Here is a 23641-nt window from a genome sequence, read left to right on the forward strand (position 1 = left end):
TTGGGATTGCGCATCGTTGCAGAATGCTGTCAGGTCCCGCCTGACCAGAAATGGTGGGGGAAAGAGGATGAAAGACGCAGAAACGGTGACGTTCGGAGGATCGGGGCTGGACCGCGCGGCGGCGATTCGCCGGGATGTGCCAGCCCTGGCGGCGTATGCGCAGGATCCGGCCAGCCGCTGCATCGTGGTCTGGCGGGGCAAGATCCTTGTCGCCGGGGATGACGCGCGCGGCGTGGTGCGCCTGCCGATGGATCACCCGATGCTGGCGCAAACCTCTGGCCCGCAGATCTTTCTGGGCTTCGAGGGGGGCGCATTGTTCGCGCGCGACCTGTCGGGCTGGGAGCCGGACGCGGATGTGCCGCAGGTCTCGGGCTTTACCGACCAGAGCGAACAGCATCACCCGACCTGCACGCAGGGCGAGCGTTTTGCCGAGCCGCGCGCCATGCTGATGCAGCTGACGCCCCGCGACGCCGAGGTTGCCGCCACCGCCCGCGCGCTGTTTGCATGGCACGAGAGCCACGGCTTTTGCGCCCGCTGCGGCGCGGCCTCCGAGCCGGTGATGGCAGGCTGGCAGCGCACTTGCCCGGCCTGCGGCACACATCATTTCCCGCGCACCGATCCGGTGGTGATCATGTTGATCACGCGGGGCAATTCCTGCCTGCTCGGGCGGTCTCCGGGCTGGCCCGAGGCGATGTATTCCTGCCTTGCCGGCTTCATCGAGCCGGGAGAGACGGTGGAGGCCGCGGTGCGCCGCGAGACCTTCGAGGAAACCGGCATTCGCGTTGACGCCGTGCGCTATCTGGCCAGCCAGCCCTGGCCATTCCCGGCCTCGCTGATGATCGGCTGCCATGGCGTGGCCGAACCGGGCGAGATCACCATCGACCCTGACGAGATCGAGGCCGCCCGCTGGATCAGCCGCGAGGATCTTGCGCGTGCCTTTGCCGGCGAGGATCCGACGTTGTTTCCCGCCCGCAAGGGATCCATTGCGCATTTCCTGCTGCGCGGTTGGCTGGCGGACCGGCTTGACTGAGTGGACATCCGCGCCCCGTGCGGGCACTGCTATGAAGACTGGACAGCACGAGGACCGACATGGATTTCTCCACCCGCGAAGATATCGAGGCGCCGCTGGATCGCGTGTTTGCGCTTGCGTCGAATTTCGAACAGCTCGAACGGCAGGTGATGCGGCACGGGGTCGAGGTGACGCGACTGACGCCCGATGACGTCGCGCCGACCCCTAAGGGCGGGAAATCGTGGCTGGCGAGCTTTCGCTTTCGTGGCAAGGCCCGGTCGGCGCAGGTCGATCTGACTCGCTATGATCCGCCGAACACGATGGTCTACACCACCACAGCAGGCGGGCTGAGAACGCTGACGACGGTTGAGTTCGTCGCGCTGTCGCGCACGCGTACCCGGATCGGTATCAGCGTCGAGCTTCAGCCTCAGACGCTTTCGGCGCGGCTTCTGGTGCAGTCGCTGAAGCTGGCGCGCGGCACCATCGAGAAGCGTTTCAAGGTTGCGATTTCCAACTACGCCACCGAGATCGAAAAACGGTTCAAGCGTCAGGCCTGACCAGCGTCAGCACCGGGCCCTCAGCGGCGCGGGCATCCTCGCTGTCGTGGGTGACCAGCAAGACCGGCAGTTTCGCGGCGCGGGCTCGGGTGAACACCATGTCGCGCACTTGCGCCCGCAATTCGGTGTCGAGCCGCGAGAACGGCTCGTCCAGCAGCAGCGCGCGCGGCTGCGACAGCAGCACCCGCATCAGCGCCACGCGCGCCTTTTGCCCGCCCGACAGGGTGGCGGGGTCGCGATCCGAAAACCCGGGCAGCCCGATGCTGTCCAGCGCCTCGGCTACGCGCTGCTTGCGGTTGCCGCCGCGGGGCAGGCCAAAGGCAAGATTGCCGCCGACCGACAGATGCGGAAACAGCAGCGCGTCCTGAAACAGGATGCCGATGTGGCGGCGCTCCGGGGGCAGGGCGGTGATGTCAGCCCTGCCCAGCAGGATGCCCCCGTCGAGCGTGAAGCCTTTGGGCAGCATCCCGATGATTGCCGCAAGCAGCGTCGACTTGCCGATGCCCGACGGCCCCATGACCGAAAACACCTCGCCGGGCGCGATGGTTGCATCGATCCGCAGCATTTCGCGCCCGTTTTGCGCGATGCGAAGATGGTCCAGATGCAGAGTGTCAGCCATGTCGCATCTCCCGGCGATTGCGGAACACCAGCGCCGGGATCGCCAGCGCCAGAACAAAGGGCAGGAAGGCGGCGGCGGTCTGCGCCAGCGCGGTGACGCCGATCAGGCGGCGCTGGCCTCCGGCGGCGAGGGCGACCGCCTCGGTGGTCAGCGTCGGCACGCGGCCTGCGCCCAGCAACAGCGTTGGCAGGTATTGCCCGACCGACACGGCGCAGCCGACCGCCGTTGCCGTCAGCACCGGGCGCAGCAGCATCGGCAGGCGCACGCGCCAGAACACCCGCGCCGTCGAAGCGCCAAGCGCTCGCGCCACCGCCGCCTGCCTTGGGTCGAATCCGCGCCATGGGTCGGACAGCGACAAGAAGACATAGGGCAGCACAAACACCACATGCGCCGCGATCACCGCGCCCCGGGTGCCGTCGATGCCGCTGATCAGGGCGAGCACCTGCAAGCCGGGCAGAAAGGCGATCTGCGGGATGATCAGGGGCAGGTACAGCAGCGCCAGCGCGCGGGCGCCGGGAACAAGGCCGAACCGGCATTCCGCTTCGAGACTGGCCAGTGTCAGCGCCAGTGCGATGGCGGTGGCGGCGCCGGCGATCACGGCGGTTTCAGCGGCGGGGCCCAGCGGAGCATGTTGCCAACCCTGCGCGGTGAAACTGCTCGGCATCAGCGCCGGAAAGCCCCAGAACCCGGCCACCGACCACAGCGCCAGCAGCCCCAGCCCGGCAAACAGCGCCCCGGCGCCAAGCACCCCGGTGCCAAGCGCAATCGCGCGCGGCGCTGCGTCTCGGCGACCGCGACAGCCCGCCGTTAGCCAGCCCTGCGCCAGCCGCCGGGTGATGTTTTCGCCGAGCCGCCACAGCCCCAGCGCGCCAAGGGTCAGCGCCAGCAGCAGCAGCGCCCCGGCGGCGGCGCGCAGCCGCAGCGCCAGATCGGGGTCGCTCATCCAGCGCAGCACCTGCACCGCAAGCGTCGGCGGCGCGCCCGGCCCAAGGATCATCGCCACGTCGACGACGCTCATGGAATAGGCCAGCACGGCGTAGACCGGCAGGCGGATCTGCGGATAAAGCCGGGGCAGCACGGTTTTGGCCCAGCCCATCATCCGCCCGTAGCCCAACGTGCGCGCGGTGGCGAGCGCCTCGCCGGGGCGCAGCGCGGGCAGGGCGGCAAGGCTCATCAACAGCAGGAACGGCAGCTCCTTGAGCACCAGCCCGGCGATCAGCGCCAACCCGGCGTGATCCTGCAGGATCAGCACGTCGGGCGGGCGCTCCCAGCCTGCAAGGGGGGCGATCAGCCGGGAAATCCAGCCCGACGGGGCAATCAGGAAGGCAAGGCCAAAGGCCGCCGCGGCATGGGGCAGCGACAACAGCGGTGCCAGCGCCCGTTCCAGCCAGACGAAGGCCCGCGTGCCATGCCATGCGGCGCAGATCGCAAAGCACAGCGCCAGCGCCAGCAGCGTCGAGACAAGGCCCGTCCACAGGCTCAGCCCGGCGGCGCGGGGCAAACCGGGCCAGGCCAGCAGGTCCGAGACCGGGCCAAACCCCGGCTGATGCGCGCCAAGCGCTGGCATCACGCCGATGGCGGGCAGCAGCGTGCCCGCAAGCCCTGCAGCGACAGGGCCGAGCAGCATCACGAGGGTCAGCGACGGGGCAGCGCGCAGCAGGCTCACCGGGTGGTGCCGTAACGCGCTGTCCAGTCCCGTTCGAGAGCAACCGTCCATGAGCTGTGCGGCTCGGGCAGCGGGGTGCCAAGCTGTTGCGAAGACAGCGTTTCGGGGCCGACACTGGCCGCCTTGAACGGTTCGCGCTGGGCGGGGCTCAGCCGCTCGAGGTCCAGCACGGTGCCAAGGCCCCAGACGGCGGGGTCGGCCATGCGGGCCTGCGCCTCGGGCGAGAGCAGGATGTCGGCAACCACCATCGCCCCGGCCTTGGCGTTGGCATTGAACGGAATCGCGACAAAGCTGGCATTGCCAAGCGTGCCGCCGTCGTGGATGTGGCTGCGCACGGTTGGTGGCAATTGCCCGGCCGCAATGGCGTTGGCGGCGGCGTTGGGATTGAAATCGAAGCCGATGTCGATCTCGTTGTCGGCCATCAGCTGCACCATGCGCGCCGCGTTCTGCGGATAGGCGCGCCCCTGCCGCCACAGCAGCGGCGTCAGCGCGTCGAGATAGGCCCAGAGCGGCGCGGTGACGGCATCGTAATCGGCTTCAGACACAGGGCGTTGCAGCGCCTCGGGATCGCTGCCCAGCTCGATCAGCGCCTGTTTCAGAAAGGTCGGCCCAAGGAAATCGGGCGGCTGCGGAAAGGTAAAGCGCCCCGGATTCTGCTCGGCCCAGTCCAGCAGCGCCTGCATGGAGCGTGGCGGCTCGGGCAGGCGGGCGCTGTCGTGAAAGAACACCAGCTGCGCAAGGCCCCACGGGCTTTCCATGCCCTCGGTGGGCACGGTGAAATCTGCGCTCAGCGCCGGGTTCCGCGGATCGGTGAGCGCCCGGTTCGGCAGCGCCTCGGCCCACGGGCCGAACAACAGGCCCTGCTCTTTCATCGCGGCAAAGTTCGCGCCGTTCAGCCAGATCAGGTCGATGCCGCCGTCCGTGGTCTTCCCGGCGCTCTTTTCGGCAAGCACGCGGCTGACCGCCTCGGAGGTGTCCGACAGCTTGACATGTTCCAGCGTCACGCCCTCTGCGGCGGCCTGCGTCGCGATCCAGTCGATCAGCCCGTTCACGGCCTCCGAGCCGCCCCATGCGTTCCAATAGACGGTCTCGCCCTGCGCCTCGGCCTTTACTGCGGGCCAGTCCGTCGGGTCCGGGTCGGCGGCGGCGGGCAGGGCAGTCAGGGCGGCAAGCGCAATGGCAAGGGTCCGTTTGTACATCTTGGGGTCTTCCTGTGCTTGCAGTCTGGCGGTTATGGCAAGGGCGTGGCGCAATGGTCAACAGGCAGGGCGGGCCTGCGCGGGGACACATTTTGGTTATACGAACCAAGTGAGCAGAATGTTTCATGTGAGACGGTCGATACGTCCCTGGTGCCTGTGTTCGCGTTTCGGCCCCAGCGCAGGGCCTGCGCCGCTTTGGCGCCCGTCGCGCCCACCGGGTCGCTGGCAGGCGGCAAAATTTGCTGTGTCAGGCGGGCAGGGGGCAGGTACAACGCTCTGCGCGGGTGGCCGGGTCGCGACTGCCATGGCCGAAAACACTGTTCAGGCAATGACGCGCGCATCTACGCCCGGGAAGGAGCGCGATCTTTATACTGCAAGGGTCTTGATCTGTTGGCCGGTTGCGCGGCGTGACGCGCGGCAACCTGTCGAAGGCCGCGTTGGCGGCCATGCGCCTCGTGGGCCAAGGCCAGCGCGGCGTTGTCACCGATGATCCGCGCCCGCAGCGTCAGGCCGAGACCTCGGCGAAATGGCGGTGCACGATCTCGGGCAGTCGATCCCAGTGATCAAAGGCATAGGCGGGTGGCAGCTCTGCCAGCGCGGTCTTGCGATAGCCCTCGGTGTACAGCGCGATGGGCATCGCTGCCGCCTGCGCCGTCTCGGCATCCACTTCGCTGTCACCGACATAGAGCGCGCAATCCGCCCCAAGCGCCCGCAGCACATGGGTCAGCGGTGCCGGGTCTGGCTTGCGCTGCGGCAGGGTGTCGCCGCTTGCGACCTGCACGAAATAGCGATCCAGCCCGAAATGGCGCAGCGCGATGCGGGTCGGCGCCTCGGGCTTGTTGGTGCACAGCCCCATAGTGTAGCCCATCGCTTCGAGCCGTGCCAGCGCATCAATCACGCCGGGATAGAGCACGGTGTTCTTCGGCTCGCCCTCGTAATGCTGCATGAACCTTGCCAGCAGGCGGGCATGTTCGCTTGCATCATCGCCAAGGCCCACCGCCTCCATCACCCGCGAAATCAGCACGCCCGCGCCCTTGCCGATGAACCCGCGCAGCTGCCCGAAGCTGATTTCGGGCAGGCCTTCCTCTGTCAGCACCCGGTTGGTGGCAATGTGCAGATCTGGCGCGCTGTCGATCAGCGTGCCGTCAAGGTCGAAGATCACGGCTTTCATGTCGGTCCTTTCCGGGGCAGGAGTCAGCCCGCCTTCCACTTGATCGAACAGCCCATCGCCGGAAACTGTTCCCGAGGCCCGTGCCCGGTCTCGGCCACCTGTTTCATCGCCTCGTACAGCTCGCGTCGGGGCTCTGCGAGGCCTGCCTGAGGCTGCGGCCCCTCCAGTCGGCCCCGGTATTGCAACCCTCCCGAGGCGTCGAAGCCGAAGAAATCCGGTGTGCAGGCGGCCCCGTAGGCGCGCGCCACGCCTTGGCTTTCGTCAAAGAGATAGGGGAAGGCAAAGCCGCGCTCGGTGGCCAAGGCCTTCATCTGCGCAAACCCGTCCTGCGGATATGCCTCGGCATCATTGGCGCTGATCGCCACCACGCCGATGCCAAGCGCCGTCAGCTCTGCCGCATCGCGGATGATCCGGTCCAGCGCCTTCAGCACATAGGGGCAGTGGTTGCAGATAAACATCACCAGCGTGCCCTTCGGCCCGGCGATGTCCTCATAGCGATACCTCCGCCCGTCGACCCCCGGCAAGGCAAAGCCGGGGGCTTTCCAGCCAAATTTGCAGACGGGCGGAGCGCCGACCATGGCTCAGGCCGCCTGCGTCCGCCCGCCCTCGGCGGCGGCACGGATGGCGCGGATATTGGCGCCGTAGACGTCGGGGGTATCGACAGAGCCGCCCTTGAACACCGCCGAGCCCGCAACCAGAACATCCGCCCCGGCCGCCACTACCAGCGGTGCGGTCTCGGGGGTCACGCCGCCGTCGATCTGGATGTGGATTTCGCGATCACCGATCATCTGGCGCACCTTGCGGGTCTTCTCGACGCCCGAATGGATGAACTTCTGCCCGCCGAAACCGGGGTTCACCGTCATGATCAGCACCATGTCGCACAGATCGAGAATATCCGCGCAAGCCTCGGCCGGGGTGCCGGGGTTGAGCACGACGCCCGCCTTGATTCCCTGCGCCTTGATCGCCTGAAGCGTGCGGTGAATATGCGGCCCGGCCTCGATATGGGCGGTGATCATGTCGGCGCCCGCCTCGGCATAGGCTTCGATATATTGATCCACCGGCGAGATCATCAGATGCACATCCATGAAGGTCTTCACATGCGGGCGGAAGGCTTTGACGGCGGGCGGGCCAAAGGTCAGGTTCGGCACGAAATGCCCGTCCATGACATCGACATGCACCCAATCGGCGCCCTGCGCCTCGATGGCGCGGATCTCGGCGCCGAAATTGGCAAAATCGGCGGACAGGATCGACGGGGCGATCTTGATCGAACGGTCAAAGCTCATGCGCTGGTCTCCTTGGTCGCGCGATCCACGTCCCGCTTTCGGGCAAAGACGCGGCTGGGGCGGATGCCCGCCTAGGTGATGGTGCCGAGCGCGGCCGGTGACCCGGTCGCAATCTCGATCAGCCGGTTGGCCTGCCGCAAACGCGCCCGGTCAGGCGCGTTGCGAACCCAGCGCGCATCGGCAGGATGCGGCTGCGCACGGCGATATACCCGCTCTTCGCACGGCTGCCACCCTCGTCAAAGGGATATTTCTGCGCATCCAGCACGATCCGGGCAATCCGTCCGGGCCCCGGGGATCGGTGTGATCGGAAACTGCGATGTGCTGCGCAAGCCGGGCTGGGGGGATATCCTTGCGCCACTGGTTCCTGCGGCTTGCGGGGGATGCGCCGCTGGCCGGGGCACAGCAGATGGTTCGCAGGCGCCCCGGGGTGCCGCGTTCGGCCCCCCGAGGCATGGCGTTCAGCCGCCGGGGCCCTTGCGGATGTTGTCGGGCAGCCATGTGGCAAGTTCGGGGAAGAAGATCAGCACGAACACCATCACCACCATGATCAGGAACATCGGGATCGCCGCGCGCGCGATGAAGTTCATCTCGTGCCCGGTCATGCCCTGTAGCACAAAAAGGTTGAACCCGATGGGGGGGGTGATCTGCGCCATCTCGACCACCACGACGATGAAGATGCCGAACCAGATCAGGTCGATGCCCTGCGCGCGGATCATCGGTTCGACCACCGCCATGGTCAGCACGACCGAGCTGATGCCATCAAGGAAACAGCCCAGCACGATGTAGAACACCAGCAGCGCCATGATCAGCTGGAACCGCGACAGATCCCAGCTGGCGATCAGGTCGGCCAGCCCGCGCGGAATGCCGGTAAAGCCCATCGACAGCGACAGGAACGACGCCCCCGCAAGGATCAGCGCGATCATCGCACTGGTGCGCACCGCGCCCATCAGGCTTTCGCTGAAGGTGCCCCAGCTCAGCGAGCCCTGCGCCGCCGCAAGCATCAGCGAGCCGATCACGCCAAAGGCAGCGGCCTCGGTCGCGGTGGCGATGCCAAGGTACATCGAGCCGATCACCACGATGATCAGGCAGATCACCGGGATCAGGAAGCGCGAGTTCTTCAGCTTGTCGAGCAGGGTCATGTGCGGCTCGGGGATCGGGTCGAAATCCTTGGCGACGAACGACATGATCGCCACATAGCCCATGAACATCAGCGCCAGCACGAGGCCGGGCAGAACGCCCGCCATGAACAGCTTGGTGACGCTTTCGTTGATGGTCACGCCATAGACGATCAGCGTCAGCGACGGCGGGATCATCAGCCCCAGCGTCGCCGCCCCGGCAAGGGTGCCGATCACCATGTGTTCGGGATAGTTGCGCTTGCGCAGTTCGGGGATCGACATCTTGCCGACCGTGGTCAGCGTGGCCGCCGACGAGCCAGACACCGCCGCGAACACCGTGCAGCCGACGATGTTGGTATGGACAAGGCCACCCGGCAGGCGCGCCATCCATGGCGAGAGCCCCTTGAACATGTCTTCGGACAGGCGGGTTCGGTACAATATCTCGCCCATCCAGATGAACAGGGGCAGGGCGGTCAGCGTCCAGCTGGACGACGACGCCCAGACCTTGGTGATCATGGCATCGCCAGCGGGGCGCGCGGTGAACAATTCCATGCCCACATAGGCCACGCCCATCAGCGCAAGGCCGACCCAGACGCCAGAGCCAAGCAGCAGGAACAGGACAAACAGAAAGAGCGCGATCGGGATCAGCTGTTCCACGTCATTCTCCCTGACTCTGGTCGACAAGATCGGTGACGATGCCGTGCGATCCGGTAAAGATCAGCCGGATCAGGTGATCCCAGAAGGCGATGGCCAGCAGCACGCAGCCAATCGACATCGACAGTTGCGGAATCCATGTCGGGGTGGCGTCCAGCCCCTGCGACAGCTCGTTCCAGCGCCACGAGATATGGTTGCCGCGAATGGCATACCACGCGAACCACGTGGCGATGGCGGTGCCGATGCCAAAACAGAACACCTCGCCCCACCAGCGGTGCCGCCCAAGCGCGCTCAGCAGCAGCGAGACGCGGATATGCGCACCATGGTTCAGCGCATAGGCAAAGGCGAAAAACGATGCCGCCGCCATGCAGTACCCGGCATAGTCGGTTGCGCCGGGAAAGACGTGGCCGGTCCAGCGCGCCAGCATTTGCAGCACGATGATCGCGAGGATCGCTATCAAAAAGAACGATGCGATGATTCCGCCGATCAGGTAGAGCGTGTCGAGCACGCGGCGAAGAGGTCTCATGAGGTCTTTCCGGGTATGACAAGGCTTTCCGGCAGCGCAGAGGGTGTGCCGGGATCTGGCGGATCAAAGGGAAAGGGCGGGCCCGAAGACCCGCCCGCCGACTTATTCGCCCTTGTAGGCGTCGATGATCGCCTTGCCCTCATCGCCCGCTTTGGCGAGCCATTCCTCGGTCATCACCGCGCCCATTTCCTTGAGCTGGCCCATCAGGTGATCGGAGGCGCGCTCGACGGTCATGCCGTTTTTCTTCAGCTCGTTGAGGGTGAAGGCAGTATAGGCTTCGGATTTGGCAAGCCCGTCGGCGGCGGCGGTTGCCCCGCACTCGGTGATCACCGCCTGCGTCGCCTCGTCGAGATCGTTCCACGCATCGAGGTTCACGAAGATCGCGTTGCGCGGCAGCCACGCGTCGACCTCGTAGAAATGCGACAGGTGTTCCCAGACCTTGCGGTCATAGCCCGTCGCGCCGGACGAGATAAAGGATTCCGCCACGCCGGTCGCCAGCGCCTGGCTCAGCTCGGCCGCTTCGACCTGCACCGGCAGCGCGCCGGTCAGCTCGGCCATCTTGGCGGTGGCAGCGGAATAAGAGCGGAACTTGACGCCCTTCATGCCCTCGATGTCGGTCAGCTCCTTGTTCATGTACAGGCCCTGCGGCGGCCACGGAACCGAGTAGACATAATGCAGATTGTCTTCGGCCAGCGCGTCGGCGACATAGGGTTCGGCGATCGACCAAAGCATTTCGTGCTCGTCGAAGGAGGACACGAGGAAGGGGATCGAATCCACGCCATAGAGCGGGTTCTCGTTTTCATGCGCCGACATCAGGCGCTCGCCGATCATCGCCTGACCGGTCATCACCGCGCGCTTGATCTCGGCGCCGCCAAACAGCGAACCCGAGGGATGGGTGACGATTTCCAGCGCGCCATCGGTGCCCGTGGTCACGCAGGAGGCGAATTCCGTGCCGACTTCGGAATGGAAGTTGCTGGCGGCATAGGCCATCGGCATGTCCCATTTTTCGGCATGGGCAGCAGCCCCGATGCCGACAAGGGCGGTGGCGGTCAAAAGCGTGTTCATCAATTTCATACTGTCGTTCCCTGTTGTACGTATTCTAACGTTTTTTATATTCGTTCAGTGAAACCGATCGGGGGCGTAGGGCGCAAGGCTGATGTTGGGGGTGTTGCCCGAGATCAGCTGAGAAAGCAGGCGTCCGGTCTTTGGGCCGCCCGTCAAACCGACATGGTCGTGGCCAAAGCCCATATAGGCCCCCTTCACCACTGGCGATTCCCCGATCACCGGCAGGGAATCGGCCATCGACGGGCGATGCCCCATCCATTCCACCTCTTTCTTCCAGCTCAGCCCCGGAATCGCGGCGCGGATCTGTTTGCGCAGCAGATCGAAGGGCGCGCGCGAGGGCGGGGCGTCGAGCCCGCCGAACTCGACGATGCCGGCAAGGCGCAGGCGCCCCTCCATCGGGGTGGCGACGAACTTGCCGCTGGCGATCATCACCGGCGCGCGCGGCATCACCGAGGGCCCGTACAGTTCCAGATGATAGCCGCGTTCGGATTCCAGCGGCGGGTTCACACCCAGCTTTCGCGCCAGATCGGTCGACCAGACGCCGGTGGTCAGCACAGCTGCGTCGCAGGCGATGGTTTCGCCGCCGACGCGCAGGCCGCTCACAGCGCCGTTTGCACGCACAACATCCGTCACCTCGCCGAGGATCTGCCGCCCGCCCATCGCCACCACATGTTTCGCCAGAGCCTTGACGTATTGGCCGGGGTCGGAAATGCGCCCATGCCCGCCAAACACCGCCGCGCATCCCAGGTCGGGCGCGAAGATCGGATCGTAGTCCTTCCACGCCGCCCCTTCCAGAACCTCCCAGCTGAAGCCGTTCTCGCGGCGCACGTCAAAGCCGAAGGCGCTGGCGTCGTAATGGGCGCGGTCGTTGTAGACATAGATGTAATCCGCCGGGTGCAGCCAAGTCTCGGCCCCGGTGCCAGCCGACAGGGCAAGGTGGTCATTGTAGCTGTCGCCGATGATATTGGTCGCCGCCGCCGCCCGCCTGCGCACCGCCGGGGCATTGGCATGGCGCAAGTATTTCACCAGCCACGGGGCGAGCCTGGGCAGATAGCGCCATTTCAGGAACAGGGGCTGGTTCGGGTCCAGCAGCATCCGCGGCGCCTGTGACAGCAGCCCCGGCGCCGGCACGGGCACCACCGAACAGGATGCCAGCACGCCGCCATTGCCATGGCTGGTGCCCTCGCCGGGGCCGGCCCGGTCGATCAGGATCACCTTGTGCCCGTCGCGCTGCAGCCAGATCGCCGTCGAAACCCCGACGATGCCCGCGCCGATCACTGCCACTGTCTTTGTCATCGCCTCACCCCAGTCTTCGGGCTTGATCCGCCCTTTTGCCGGATCAAGCGCCCGTTGACCGGCGCTGTCAATTGCATGCAAGCGGTGTCTGCGTGTCGGGGCTGGTCATGGCCCGGTTTGTCAGCATATGCAGGAGGCCTCAGGCAGTCTCGTCAAGAAAGGAGGCCACATGGCCTTTGTCATCCCCCCGATGGACCCCGCTTCGGTCGCCGTTTCTGGCGGCGCGCTGCGCCTTCCGGTGCGTCGGATCTTTTGCGTGGGGCGTAATTACGCCGACCACGCCCGCGAAATGGGCAATGATCCCGACCGCGAGCCGCCGTTCTTCTTCACCAAGCCGGCAGATGCCGTGGTGCCCGGGGTCGCGACCATTCCCTATCCGCCGCAAACGGAGAACCTGCACTACGAGGCCGAACTGGTGGTGGTGATCGGCAAGGGCGGCGCGAATATTCCGGCGGATCAGGCCATGAGCCATGTCTGGGGCTTTGCCGTGGGCAACGATCTGACCCGGCGCGACATGCAAAGCGAGGCCAAGGCGATGCGGCGGCCGTGGGATCTGTCGAAAGGCTTCGATAATTCGGCAGTGATCGGCCCGGTGCGCCCAGTGTCGGAAACCGGCCCGATGCGCCGGGGCGAAATCACCGCAAGGGTGAACGGCGAGCTGCGCCAGAAGGGCGATCTGTCCGAGATGATCTGGCCGGTGGAAGACGTCATCGCCTTCCTGTCGCAAAGCGTGACGCTGGCGCCGGGCGATCTGGTGATGACCGGCACGCCTGCCGGGGTCGGCAGCTTTGGCAAGGGCGATGTCTGCACCGTGTTCATCGAGGGGCTGGGCGAGATCTCGACCACGATCGCGCCCGAGTGAGCCAGCCTGCGGTCGAGATCGAACGCAAGTTCCTCGTCGCCATGCTGCCGGATCTGACGGGCGTCCAGTCCGACCGGATCCGGCAGGGCTATCTCACCCAGCCGCAGGACAGCGTGCAGGTGCGGCTGCGCGCCAAGGGGGCGCGGCATTTCCTCACGGTCAAGGGGCCGGGGCTGATGGTGCGCTCCGAGCATGAGACCGAGATCCCCGAAGAGGCCTTTGCCGCGCTCTGGCCCGCGACCGAGGGGCGGCGGCTGTGCAAGACCCGCTGGACGGGGCATCTGCCCTGCGGCGCGCGCTATGAGCTGGATCTGTTCGACGACCGGCCCTTGCGGCTGGTCGAGGTGGAATTCGACAGCGAGGCGGCGGCGCGCCGCTTTGCCCCGCCAGACTGGTTCGGGGCCGAGGTGACGGGCGATCCGGCCTATGCCAATTCGACGCTTGCGACCCGTGGCCCGGTTCCGGGCTAGAGAAACAGCAGGTCGCTGCCAAGGATCTGATCGAAGGTGAGGCCCATCAACAGCACCGACCCGCTGCCCCAGTTCAGCCGCAGCCCGTCGTCGATGGCCTGAAAGGTCAGTCCGTCGAAGCTGTCAGGGTCGAAATCGAATTCCAGCTTGTCGGTTCCCGGCGTGAAATCGGTCAGCCGGTCGCGCCCCGAGTCCAGATCGAAGACAAACACATCCGCGCCGCCGCCGCCGGTCAGAAGATCTCCGCCCGCGCCGCCGATCAGGCGGTCCTGCCAGTCGCCGCCGAGCAAGACATCGTTGCCGCTGCCGCCCAGCAGAGTGTCCGCGCCCGCGCCGCCGGCAAGGGTATCGACCCCGTCGCCACCCTCGATCAGATCGTCGCCGATGTTGCCCTGAAGGCGGTCGTTGCCGCCCCCCCCGAGCAGGGTGTCATTGCCCGCGCCGCCATAGACCTGATCGGCCCCGGCGCCGCCACCCTGCGCGTTGTCCTCGAACAGGTCGGCGCCGTTGCCCAGCAGCACGATATCCGGGCCGTTGCCGCCGCGCACCGTGTCGTTACCGGCCCCGGCGCGGATGGTGTCGCAATGACTGCCGCCTTCGATCACGTCGGCGCCATCGCCGCCGTCAAGCAGATCGGCGCCGCCTCCGCCCTGCAGCAGATCGTCGCCCGCCTCGCCCGCCAGCGTGTCGCCATAGGTGCCGCCGTGCAGGATGTCGTTGCCAGCGCCTCCGGTCAGGCTGTCGGAATGCGCCCCCCCCTCAAGCACATCGTTGCCGTCCTGCCCAAGCAGGGTGTCGGCCCCAAGCCCGCCGCGCAGGGTATCGTTGCCGATGCCACCATCCAGCCGGTCATCGCCCGCCGCCCCTTCGAGGAGATCGTCGCCGCCGCTGCCGAAGCCGCTGTCATTGCCCTCGCCGCCCAGTAGCCTGTCATCGCCAGCGCCGCCGATTTGCCGGTCATGCCCGGCGCCCGCGTACAGCAGATCGTCGCCAGCGCCGCCAAGCAGGGTGTCGTTGCCATTGCCGCCGATCAGCGTATCGGCCCCGTCGCCGCCATCCAGATAATCCAGCCCGCCGCCGCCATCGAGCCGGTCGTTCCATCCCTCGCCCAGCAACGTATCGTCGCCGTTGTCGCCGACCAGCGTGTCGGCCCCAAGCCCGCCCGAAAGCCAATCGTTCCCGTCCCAGCCATAAAGCCGGTCGTCGCCCTGCCAGCCATCGAGGCGATCATCGTCGATGCCCCCCTGCAGGGTGTCGTCGCCGTTGCCGCCCAGCAGGGTGTCGTCGCCCGCGCCGCCTTGCAACAGATCGTCGCCAGCCTGACCTTCAAGCCGGTCGTCGCCCAGCCCGCCGCTCAGCGCGTCATTGCCATCGGCGCCGAACAGCGTGTCGATCCCGGCCCCGGCGTCAAGCGTATCGTCCCCGGCGCGGCCCTCCAGCAGGTTGTTGCCGGAATTTCCGTAAATCCTGTTGTTCAGGCTGTTGCCCGCCGCAAACACATCTTCGCTGCCGGTCAGGGTCAGCGCGACGCTGGTTTCATTCCAGTCGGCAAGATCAAAGGTCCAGCCCCGGCTGACCGACCAAGGCAGGGTGACCGGTTCGGTCATCCGGCTTGCAACGCTTTCTTCGATGCCGTCGCGGTCGACATAGCTGTAGATGACGCTGATCCGCTGGTTCAGGCTTGACGTGCCAAGCCGGTAGGTCAGGCCGGTCGCCCCGGCGACGGGCTGGCCGTCGATGCACCATTGCACCGACCCGGCCACGATGCCCTCGGCGTCGCTGATCCCGCTCAGGTCGACGCTCAGCAGCGCGCCTTCGACGCGGTTGCCGGTGATCACCGGTTGGCCAACTGGGCGCGCATTGTCGAAGATGGTCACCGGCACGCGCGCAAAGCTGGTCGCATCGGCAAAGGTGATGCCGGTTAAGGTGATCTCGACCCACGCGGTCTCGTCGGGTTCAAGTGCAAGGTCCGGCAGCGCCGCGATGTCGATGTCGTGTGATTGCTGTGTCAGCCCGCTGGCCGGGGCAATGGCGCCGCTGCCGGAGGCCGCGATGAAATCGCCGGTCGAGGCGCTGCCGGTGACCAGTTGCCAGTTCCAGCTGAAGGGCGCCTCCGAGATCTGTCGAAAGCTCAGGGTCATGCTGTCGGATTGCCCTTCGACCATCCGCAGCCCGTTGTCGCTTAGCGTGGCATAGGGATCGCTCGGGCGCAGGGTGCCGCCGGTGACGGCGATCTCGGTATTGATCCCCAATGCGGCGAGCGCGTCGCGATCGTAGCTCTGGGTGTTGCCGGCCAGATCGCTCACCCGCACCTGCGCGATGCGATAGGTGCCGGGGGCGTTCTGGGTCGATAGCGTGAAGGTCTGGCCGCTGGCATTGTCATCCCAGCTGTCGGTCACCCCGTAAAGCCCGAGCAAGGCGTGGCGCGCCACCCCGGTATCCTCGCCGCCGATTTCATAGCTCAGCGGGGTTTCAAGCACCACGCTGACCCCCGCCACGCCAGAGGCATTGTCGCTGGCACGGGCCCCGATCCACAGGTTGGCCGCGCCGTCGGTCAGATCGATGCTGGCGGGAACGTTCAGCGCCAGCAGGTCCGGCGCGGTGGTGTCGGGGGGCTCTGCAACCACGGTGAAGCCGGTGGCAAAGCCCAGCGTCGCCAGCTCGTCCGGGGTATAGGTCCGACTGTTGCCCGCCGCGTCGCGCACATCGATCCGGGTGATGTCATAGCGGCCGGGGGTGTTCAGCTCTGACAGCGAAAGCACCTCGCCCGAGGCCCCGTCGGCCCAGCTGTCGGTGTCCCCGGCGAGCACGGCGATGCTGAAACTGTCGGGCTCTGCGCCATAGAGCAGGCTGCGCGAGAAGGACACCATCACCTGTTCCACCCCGGAGCCGCTGTCGGAGGCGGTGGCTGACAGGGTCAGCGGCGCCGCCCCTGACGAGACGTCGACGCGGCTGGTCAGGCTGAAGCCGGTCAGGGTCGGTGCGGTGGTGTCGGCGACGGTGCCCGACACCACGAGCGAGGTGTTGATCCCCATCGCGGCCAGCGTTTGGGTGTCGTAAACTGCGCTGTTGCCCGCAAGATCCTGCACGGTGACGCGCTGCACCTCGTAGACGCCGGGGGTGTTGGTCGGATCGATGCCAAAGCTCTCGGTGGCGCTGCCGTCGGACCAGCTGTCGCTGCTGCCGAACAGCCCGATCAGGCTGTAGCTGTCGTACCAGCCGGGAAGGCTGGCAAAGCTGTAGGACAGCAAGGCATCGAAGGTCACCACAACCTGCGCGATGCCCGACGCATCATCGCTGGCGCTGGCCGACAGGATCAGCTGATCGCCGCTTTCGACGCGCTGTGGCAGGGTGAAGGCGGTCAGTTCGGGCGCGATGTAGTCAGGCATTGACCCTTCGGCTGGCTGGGACGTGAAGGGCCGCACTGGCACGCCGCGCCATCCCCGGACAAAACGCCGAGGGCGGGCAGACCGCTGGGCAAAGAGCTCCTTCTGGATATCAGGACCTTAGCCGCCGGGGGGTTCTGGCCCGGTTAAGGATTCCCCGAAAATTGTCCGGGAAATCGAATTTTCCGCTCGCATTCCGAGCACAGTCTCCGGCTTGTCCGCGCCCTGCCAGAGCGGCGCTTGACAGCCCGCGCGCAGGCTTTGCATGGTCCGGCACGGGTGGCCGGATTCACCCGGTCAGGAGCTTGCGATGACGCTGTCCGCCGATCTTTGGGATCGTTCCCTGTGGTATGCCACGGCGCAGGAACCCGCGCCGGAAACGGACGCGCCAGCCGATGCGCGGGTGCTGGTGGTGGGCGGCGGTTTTACCGGGTTGTCTTGCGCGCTGCATCTGGCCGAGCGCGGCGTTGCGGTGACGGTGATCGAAGCGCGCGAGATCGGCTTTGGCGCCTCGGGGCGCAACGGCGGGCAGGTGATTCCGGGGCTCAAGATCGACCCGTCCGACATGCGCGCCCGCTGGGGCGGAAAGGTGGGCGGGCGGCTTGCGGAGTTTGCCGGCGGCGTTGCGGATCAGGTATTCGGGCTGATCGAGCGGCACGGCATCGCCTGTGCGCCAACCCGTGCGGGCTGGATTCAGGGCGCGCATTCGGCGATGCAGCTGCGCGCCGTTCACGCCCGCGCCCGCGAATGGCAGGCCGAGGGCGCGCCGGTGGCATTGCTTGACGCCGCGCAGATGGCCGAGGCGACCGGGGCGGTCGGCTACGCCGGGGGCTGGCGCGATGAGCGCGCGGGGATGCTCAACCCGCTCTCCTATGCGCGCGGCCTTGCCCGTGCTGCGCGGGAGGCGGGGGCAACCATCGTCACCGGTTCGCCGGTGACCGGGGTGGTGCGCGTCGGCGCTGGCTGGCGGATCGATCTTGGCGGGCAAAGCCTGCGCGGCGAAACCGTGGTGCTGGCGACCAACGCTTATGACAGCACGCTGAGGCCGCAGCTGGCGCGCTCGGTGCTGCCGGTGCAGTCCTGCGTGATCGCCACCGAGCCGCTGCCGCACGAGATCGCCGCCAGCATCCTGCCGCAGGATGCCTGCGCGTCAGAGGTGCGCAAGATCGCCGTCTACTATCGCAAGACCCCGGACGGGCGCCTTGCCTTTGGCGGGCGCGGCGCAACCGGGGCCGCGCATTCGCAACCGCTTCAGGCGGGGCTAGAGGCGCAGATGCACCGCATGTTCCCGCAGCTGGACGGGGTGCGCATCGACAAGGCGTGGTCGGGGCATCTGGCGCTCAGCAGGGATCACCTGCCGCATATCCACCAGATCGAACCGGGGCTGTGGGCGGCGCTTGCTTACAACGGGCGCGGGGTGGCCATGGCGACCGGCATCGGCGCGGCGCTGGCGGCGCGGCTGGCCGAGGGCACGCCGCTGCCACTGCCCGAAACCCCGCTGCGCCCGATCACGTGGCACGCGCTGCGCCGCCCGGCGATGGAGCTTGGCATCCGCTATTACCTCGCCAAAGACCGGCTGGGCCTGTCATCCTGACCGGCGGCACGGGCGTTCGCCAAGGCCGTATCCGCGCCATGGTGCGGATATGGAGCGCCTGGCCATCGCCAGCTGGAACCTGCACCGGGGCCGGGGCCGCGACGGGCAGGTCGATCCCGGCCGGATACACGCCGCGCTCGAGACCGGCTTGTTGCCGCACCGCCCCTACATCGTCGCCTTGCAGGAGGCGGATGATGAAAGCCCCCGGCAGGCGGGGGTTCTGGATGCGCCGCCTGAACGGCCATGAATGGGACGCGCACAGCCACGGCTTTCAGGGCAATGTGCTGCTGCTGTCGCCGGGGGTGCGGATCGCCCATGCGCAGGCGCTGGATCTGCCGGTACTGGCGCGGCTTGCGTTCAGACCGGGGGCCACATCCGGCTGAAAATGCCGTCCTTCTTGATCAGACCGTGCAGCGCCGCTGCGCCGACATGGGCGCCGATCAGCAGCACCAGCACGATCCACGCGGTGCCGTGAAACGCTTGCGCGGTCTTGGCCAGCGCCTCGTTCTTGTCGATCAGCCCGCCCAGCAGCGGATCCCACAGCTCGATCGGATATCCGCCAGCCATGACCCGCGTGATGCCCGACAGCGCCATGGCAATCAGCGTCGCGTAAAGCAGCGCATGCACCGTTCCGGCGGCCAGCGCCTGCGGTCGCGGCAGGCTGGCGGGCAGCGGCGGCGCGGGCATCAACACCCGCAGCGCAAGGCGCAGCAAGACCATCAGCAGGATCACCGGGCCGATATTCTTGTGATAAAAGAACAGCGTGTTCTGAATGGCGCGGGGCAGGCCCTCTTGCACCATCACCAGACCGGCGGGGATCGTGGTAAAGACCAGCAGCACCGTCAGCCAATGCAACAGGCGTTGGGGCGCGCGGTAGCGGGTTGTGCTGGTCATGGCGTCTCCTGCCGCTGTTTGGGTGACCTTACGGCAGGAATGCGCATCGGTAAATGGCGTGGCGCTTGACAGGGTGACGCGCCGCCGCATCTGATACCCCATGCATTCCGCCGAGCCTCCCCCGCGCAGATCCGTCGTAACCGCCCTCTGGCGCGGCCCGGCGGGCGCGTTTGCTGGGGCTGCATTGGCGATGGCGCTGGGCGTCGCGCTGGTGGCGGGATTGATCGCCGACGGGCGGGCTGCAGCGCTGCCGGTGCTTGGCTTTGTGCTGGCGGCCTGCGGCGCATGGGCCGCCTTTGCGCAGGGCTGGACGGCAACGCGGCTCGGTCCGGGCAACGCGGTGACCATCGCGCGGCTGGCGCTGGTGTCGCTGCTGCTTGCGCCGCTGGTCTCGCCCGGTCTGACGACGGGCGCATCGGGCTGGGCATTGTTCGCGCTGGCGCTGGGCTGCCTTGCGCTGGATGGGCTCGACGGGGCGCTGGCCCGGCGCAGCGGGCTTGCCGGGCCGTGGGGCGCACGGTTTGACATGGAGGTCGATTCGGCCTTCGGCCTGATCCTTGCGGCGGTGGCGTGGCGCAGCGGCGCGGCAGGGCCGTGGGTGCTGTTGCTGGGATCGATGCGGTATGTTTTCCTGCTGGCGATGCTGGTCTGGCCATGGCTCGGCGCGCCTCTGCCCGAACGATTGCGCCGCAAGGTCATCTGCGTGGTGCAGATTGCAGCGCTGGCGCTGCTGCTGATGCCGATCGCCAGCGCATGGACCTCGGCGGCGGCGCTGATCGCGCTTGGCCTGCTGGCGGGATCCTTTGCGGCAGACATCCTCTGGCTGGCGCGGCGCAGATGATCAGGCTGCTTGCAGCGGCGCTGCTGCTCGATCTTGTGCTGATCCAGCCGAACCATCCGGGGGCGTTGACCCTTGGGGCGCTGACCCTGATGCCGCTGGAATTGCCGGTGCTGCTGGGCGGGGCGCTGGTGCTTGGTGGCAGGGCGCGAGGGTTCGCGGTGGTGGCGGCGGCGGCGCTGAGTGCGATCGTGGCGCTGAAGCTGGCGGATTTGGCGGCGTTCACCGCCTTTGGGCGCGGCTTTGACCCGGTGACCGATCTTGCGCTGGTCGAGGCGGGGCTGAACCTGTTGGCCGGCAGTATCGGCGGGCTGGGCGCGACGCTTGCGGCTGTGCTGGCGCTGGTGCTTCTGGCGCTGCTTGGCGCTGCGATCTGCCTTGCGTTGCTGACATGGGCGCGGCTGCGCCTGCCCGCGCCGGCAAGGCTGGCCGCCGGGGCGGTGGCGCTGGTCTTTGCCGCGCTGTGCTTCGCCGAAACCCGGACTGCGTTGAACGGCTGGCAGGGCTGGAACCCGCCCGCCGACGCCTTCACCGCGCGCTACACCGCTGAAAAGCTGCGCAACACGGCGCGCTCTCGCGTGGCGCTGACGGCGTTCGAGGCGCAGGCCGCCGATGACCCATGGGCCGACCGCCCCGATGCCCTTGCGGGTCTGAAGGGCCGCGACGTGACGGTGATCTTCGTGGAAAGCTATGGGCGCGCCGCCTTTGACAACCCGCAGTATGCCGCGCGCCACCTTGGCACCCTGATCGATGGCACCGAGGCGCTGACGGCAGCCGGGCTTGGCATCCGTTCGGGCTGGCTGACCTCTCCGGTGCAGGGCGGACAAAGTTGGCTGGCGCATGCGACGATTGCCACCGGGCTGCACATCGGCGATCAGCGGCGCTATGGCGCGGTGCTCGCCAGCGGGCGGCTGACGCTGTATGACATCGCCGCGCGCGCAGGCTATCGCACCCGCGCCATTGCGCCCGCCATCGTGATGCCTTGGCCCGAGGGGCCGGACTTCGGCTTTGCCGAGGTGCTGGCGGCCAAGGATCTGGGCTATGCGGGCAAGCCATTCAACTGGGTGACCATGCCTGACCAGTACACGCTGGCGGTGGCCGACCGGCTGGCGGGGCAGGGCCCGCTGATGACCGAGATCGCGCTGATTTCCAGCCACGCGCCCTGGACACCGGTGGCCGAGCGGTTGCCGTGGGACAGGATCGGCGATGGGCAGGCCTTCGATGCCATGGCCACGGCGGGGCCGAGCCCGTCCGAGGTCTGGGCCGACCGCGACCGGGTGCGCGATCATTTTGGCCGGTCGCTGGACTATTCGGTGGGCACGGTGCTGTCTTGGGCGGCGCTGCCGCGCGCCATGCCGCCGCTGCTGGTGGTGCTGGGCGATCACCAGCCCGCCAGTTTCGTGGCGCAGGCCGGGGGCGCGGATGTGCCGGTGCACCTGATCGGCCCGCCCGAGGCCTTGGCGCTGTTCGACGGCTGGGGCTGGAGCGACGGGCCAGTGCCCGACACGGCGCTGCCGCCTTGGCCAATGAGCGCCTTTCGCGACAGGTTTCTGGAGGCGGTGCAATGAGGCTGCTGCGCATCGCCCTGCCGCTGGCGTTGATCGCGCTGTGCCTGTGGCTGGGCGATGCGCGCGGCGTTGCGGCGCGGCTGGCGGGGGTGTCGCTGGCTTGGCTGGGGCTGGCGGCGGCGCTGCTGGCCGGGGTCACCGCCTTGTCGGCGCTGCGCTGGCGGATGACGGCGGCGGCGCTAGGGCTGAACATGCCCGCCGGCAGCGCCCTGCGCGATTGTTTCATGGCGCAATTCGTCAACCTGACCCTGCCCGGCGGCGTGCTGGGCGATGTTGCGCGCGCGCAGCGCTCGCGCCGGGGCGTTGGGCTGAAGATAGCGGCGCAGGCGGTGGTGATCGAGCGCGCCTCGGGGCAGGTCGGCATGGGGGCGTTGCTGGCGCTGGGGCTGGCGCTGTCGCCGCGTGTCTTGCCGGGGCTTGCATGGGGGCTGGCAGCGGCGCTCGGGGCGTTGGCTGCGGGGCTGGTCATCTGGGGCCTGCGCGGGCGCGGCAGCTGGGCACGGGCGATCCGCGCCGCGCTGCTGGGGCGGCTGGCGGCGCAGGCGGCGCTGTCGCTGAGCATCGCGGCGCTGACCATCCTTGGCTTTGCCTCCGCCGTGCGCGCCACCGGCAGCGCGCTCCCCGCCGCCGACGCGCTGCTGATCGTGCCGCTGATCCTGACGGCGATGCTGCTGCCCGCCTCGATCGGGGGCTGGGGCTGGCGCGAAGGCGCGGCCTCGGCGCTGTTTCCGCTGGCGGGGCTGGCCTCGGGGGCGGGGTTGGCCGCCAGCATTGCCTTTGGCCTCGCTGCGCTGATCGCCGCCTTGCCCGGCGCGTTCTTCGTTTTGCGTCCCGGCGTTGCCGCCCCCGAAAATCGCCTTAGACTGTTTCACAAGCCCAAGGAGCCGACATGACCCTGATCCGCCCTTCCCGCCGCGAGGCGCTTGCCCTTGGCGCTGCCGCGCTGCTGACGCCGCGCCTTGCCCGCGCTGCCACCCCGGTGACCCTGCAGCTGTCATGGCTGCATTCGGTGCAATTCGGCGGCAGTTACATCGCGCAAAGCGCCGGCTACTGGTCAAACGCCGGTCTTGACGTGTCGCTGCTGCCCGGTGGCCCCAACGCCCCGGTCGAGCCGCCCGTGGTTGCGGGCACCGCGCTGGTCGGCATTTCCGCCGCCGATTACACCGCCGCCGCGGTGAATCAGGGGGCGCCGTTTCGCATCATCGGCGTGGCGATGCAAAAGAACCCCTTTGCCATCGCCTCGCTGCCGGGCAACCCGGTCAACACGCCCGCCGATCTGGTCGGCAAGCGTCTGGGCATGGCGCTGGCCAACATGCCGGTGCTCGAGGCGCTCTGTGCGCTCAACGACATCGACGTGGCAGGCATCGAGGTGGTGCCAACGCAATACGACGCCGCGCCGCTGGTGCAGGGGCAGGTCGATTGCCTGCTGTGCTGGGCCACGGATCTGCCCGTTGCGATGACGATGCAGGGCCTTGATCCGGTGACCATGCTGTTGGCCGATCACGGCTACGCGGTGCATTCGCAAACCTATATCGCCACCGAAGCCAGCCTGAAGGATCGCCGCCCCGAACTGGTGGCGCTGATGAAAGGCGAAACCATGGGCTGGACCGATTACGAGGCCGGTCCCGAGGCAGCGGCGGATCTGACGGTGCAGATGTATCCGGATGCGGGGCTTGATATCGAAACGCAGAAGATGCAGGCGCTGCGGCAGGTGCCGCTGATGTTCTCGGATCTGACCCGCGCGCAGGGCTTTGGCTGGTTCACCGACGAAACGGTGGCGGCCAATGTCGACACGCTGGCGCTGCTTGGCAAGCCGGTCAGCGCCGATCTGTGGGATCGTTCGATCCTCGAAGAGGTGCACGGGTAAGG

Annotated in this window: 23 protein-coding genes and 1 pseudogene; 11 read left to right on the forward strand and 13 right to left on the reverse strand. The window is 67.5% G+C overall.

Features of this window, described 5'->3' with window-relative positions; all coding sequences use genetic code 11:
- Window positions 1-67 precede the first annotated feature (67 nt).
- Window positions 68-1030: an NAD(+) diphosphatase gene (nudC, locus tag KO516_RS12775; protein ID WP_216004174.1), complete on the forward strand. Its 963-nt coding sequence runs from the start codon at window positions 68-70 to the stop codon at window positions 1028-1030.
- A 59-nt stretch (window positions 1031-1089) separates the two neighbouring features.
- Entirely contained in the window at window positions 1090-1566 is a 477-nt protein-coding gene (locus KO516_RS12780) for an SRPBCC family protein (RefSeq protein WP_216004175.1), read from the forward strand.
- Here the strand turns inward: KO516_RS12780 and KO516_RS12785 are convergent.
- The 11 genes and pseudogenes from KO516_RS12785 to KO516_RS12835 form a co-directional block, all read right to left on the reverse strand.
- On the reverse strand, window positions 1550-2185 hold the full coding sequence (locus KO516_RS12785) for an ATP-binding cassette domain-containing protein (RefSeq protein WP_216004176.1): 636 nt from the start codon (window positions 2183-2185) through the stop codon (window positions 1550-1552). The two genes, KO516_RS12780 and KO516_RS12785, sit on opposite strands and share 17 nt — an antisense overlap.
- Entirely contained in the window at window positions 2178-3902 is a 1725-nt protein-coding gene (locus KO516_RS12790; protein ID WP_216004177.1) for an ABC transporter permease subunit, read from the reverse strand. Before KO516_RS12790 ends, KO516_RS12785 begins: the two co-directional genes overlap by 8 nt.
- Window positions 3848-5050 carry an ABC transporter substrate-binding protein gene (locus tag KO516_RS12795; RefSeq protein ID WP_216004178.1) on the reverse strand — a complete coding sequence of 401 codons (1203 nt, stop codon included), beginning with the start codon at window positions 5048-5050 and terminating at the stop codon, window positions 3848-3850. Before KO516_RS12795 ends, KO516_RS12790 begins: the two co-directional genes overlap by 55 nt.
- Before the next feature lie 505 nt (window positions 5051-5555).
- The gene (gph, locus tag KO516_RS12800; RefSeq protein ID WP_216004179.1) at window positions 5556-6221 is read right to left on the reverse strand and encodes a phosphoglycolate phosphatase; all 666 of its coding nucleotides are present in this window, start codon (window positions 6219-6221) and stop codon (window positions 5556-5558) included.
- Between the two features lie 23 nt (window positions 6222-6244).
- The gene (locus tag KO516_RS12805) at window positions 6245-6799 is read right to left on the reverse strand and encodes a thioredoxin family protein (RefSeq protein ID WP_216004180.1); all 555 of its coding nucleotides are present in this window, start codon (window positions 6797-6799) and stop codon (window positions 6245-6247) included.
- 3 nt (window positions 6800-6802) lie between these two features.
- On the reverse strand, window positions 6803-7504 hold the full coding sequence (gene rpe, locus KO516_RS12810) for a ribulose-phosphate 3-epimerase (protein ID WP_216004181.1): 702 nt from the start codon (window positions 7502-7504) through the stop codon (window positions 6803-6805).
- Between the two features lie 71 nt (window positions 7505-7575).
- A pseudogene (locus KO516_RS24775) lies at window positions 7576-7698 on the reverse strand (CbbX protein); the annotation flags it as partial.
- Window positions 7699-7962: 264 nt separating this feature from the next.
- Entirely contained in the window at window positions 7963-9276 is a 1314-nt protein-coding gene (locus tag KO516_RS12820) for a TRAP transporter large permease subunit (RefSeq protein ID WP_216004182.1), read from the reverse strand.
- A 1-nt stretch (window position 9277) separates the two neighbouring features.
- A complete protein-coding gene (locus KO516_RS12825; RefSeq protein WP_216004183.1) occupies window positions 9278-9799 on the reverse strand; it encodes a TRAP transporter small permease in 522 nt (173 codons plus the stop codon).
- Between the two features lie 102 nt (window positions 9800-9901).
- Window positions 9902-10873 carry a TRAP transporter substrate-binding protein gene (locus KO516_RS12830; RefSeq protein ID WP_216004184.1) on the reverse strand — a complete coding sequence of 324 codons (972 nt, stop codon included), beginning with the start codon at window positions 10871-10873 and terminating at the stop codon, window positions 9902-9904.
- A gap of 45 nt (window positions 10874-10918) precedes the next feature.
- The gene (locus KO516_RS12835) at window positions 10919-12160 is read right to left on the reverse strand and encodes an FAD-binding oxidoreductase (RefSeq protein WP_216004315.1); all 1242 of its coding nucleotides are present in this window, start codon (window positions 12158-12160) and stop codon (window positions 10919-10921) included.
- Window positions 12161-12329: 169 nt separating this feature from the next.
- On the opposite strand from KO516_RS12835, the gene KO516_RS12840 reads away from it, so the two are divergent.
- Both KO516_RS12840 and KO516_RS12845 read left to right on the forward strand, forming a co-directional pair.
- Entirely contained in the window at window positions 12330-13022 is a 693-nt protein-coding gene (locus KO516_RS12840; RefSeq protein WP_216004185.1) for a fumarylacetoacetate hydrolase family protein, read from the forward strand.
- On the forward strand, window positions 13019-13492 hold the full coding sequence (locus KO516_RS12845) for a CYTH domain-containing protein (protein ID WP_216004186.1): 474 nt from the start codon (window positions 13019-13021) through the stop codon (window positions 13490-13492). Before KO516_RS12840 ends, KO516_RS12845 begins: the two co-directional genes overlap by 4 nt.
- Here KO516_RS12845 and KO516_RS12850 read toward each other — a convergent pair.
- A complete protein-coding gene (locus KO516_RS12850) occupies window positions 13489-16881 on the reverse strand; it encodes a calcium-binding protein (protein ID WP_216004187.1) in 3393 nt (1130 codons plus the stop codon). The genes KO516_RS12845 and KO516_RS12850 overlap by 4 nt on opposite strands.
- Window positions 16882-17188: 307 nt before the next feature.
- Here KO516_RS12850 and KO516_RS12855 point away from each other — a divergent pair, with 307 nt between their 5' ends.
- Genes KO516_RS12855 through KO516_RS12865 form a run of 3 tightly spaced genes read left to right on the forward strand, consistent with a single transcriptional unit; the run spans window position 17189 to window position 18855 of the window.
- The gene (locus KO516_RS12855) at window positions 17189-18472 is read left to right on the forward strand and encodes an FAD-binding oxidoreductase (protein WP_216004188.1); all 1284 of its coding nucleotides are present in this window, start codon (window positions 17189-17191) and stop codon (window positions 18470-18472) included.
- 49 nt (window positions 18473-18521) lie between these two features.
- Window positions 18522-18719: a hypothetical protein gene (locus KO516_RS12860; protein WP_216004189.1), complete on the forward strand. Its 198-nt coding sequence runs from the start codon at window positions 18522-18524 to the stop codon at window positions 18717-18719.
- Window positions 18697-18855: a hypothetical protein gene (locus KO516_RS12865; protein WP_216004190.1), complete on the forward strand. Its 159-nt coding sequence runs from the start codon at window positions 18697-18699 to the stop codon at window positions 18853-18855. Before KO516_RS12860 ends, KO516_RS12865 begins: the two co-directional genes overlap by 23 nt.
- Here KO516_RS12865 and KO516_RS12870 read toward each other — a convergent pair.
- On the reverse strand, window positions 18830-19366 hold the full coding sequence (locus KO516_RS12870; protein ID WP_216004191.1) for a cytochrome b: 537 nt from the start codon (window positions 19364-19366) through the stop codon (window positions 18830-18832). The two genes, KO516_RS12865 and KO516_RS12870, sit on opposite strands and share 26 nt — an antisense overlap.
- 190 nt (window positions 19367-19556) lie before the next feature.
- On the opposite strand from KO516_RS12870, the gene KO516_RS12875 reads away from it, so the two are divergent.
- Genes KO516_RS12875 through KO516_RS12890 form a run of 4 tightly spaced genes read left to right on the forward strand, consistent with a single transcriptional unit; the run spans window position 19557 to window position 23639 of the window.
- The gene (locus KO516_RS12875) at window positions 19557-20207 is read left to right on the forward strand and encodes a CDP-alcohol phosphatidyltransferase family protein (protein WP_252737584.1); all 651 of its coding nucleotides are present in this window, start codon (window positions 19557-19559) and stop codon (window positions 20205-20207) included.
- Complete coding sequence (locus tag KO516_RS12880) at window positions 20204-21772, forward strand: LTA synthase family protein (RefSeq protein WP_216004193.1); 1569 nt, start codon at window positions 20204-20206, stop codon at window positions 21770-21772. Before KO516_RS12875 ends, KO516_RS12880 begins: the two co-directional genes overlap by 4 nt.
- The gene (locus tag KO516_RS12885) at window positions 21769-22665 is read left to right on the forward strand and encodes a lysylphosphatidylglycerol synthase transmembrane domain-containing protein (RefSeq protein ID WP_216004194.1); all 897 of its coding nucleotides are present in this window, start codon (window positions 21769-21771) and stop codon (window positions 22663-22665) included. The genes KO516_RS12880 and KO516_RS12885 overlap by 4 nt, the downstream gene beginning before the upstream one ends.
- The gene (locus KO516_RS12890) at window positions 22662-23639 is read left to right on the forward strand and encodes an ABC transporter substrate-binding protein (RefSeq protein WP_216004195.1); all 978 of its coding nucleotides are present in this window, start codon (window positions 22662-22664) and stop codon (window positions 23637-23639) included. The genes KO516_RS12885 and KO516_RS12890 overlap by 4 nt, the downstream gene beginning before the upstream one ends.
- The last annotated feature ends 2 nt before the right edge of the window (window positions 23640-23641 follow it).

It is taken from the genome of Citreicella sp. C3M06 (assembly GCF_018860705.1).
Classification (GTDB): Bacteria; Pseudomonadota; Alphaproteobacteria; order Rhodobacterales; family Rhodobacteraceae; genus Salipiger.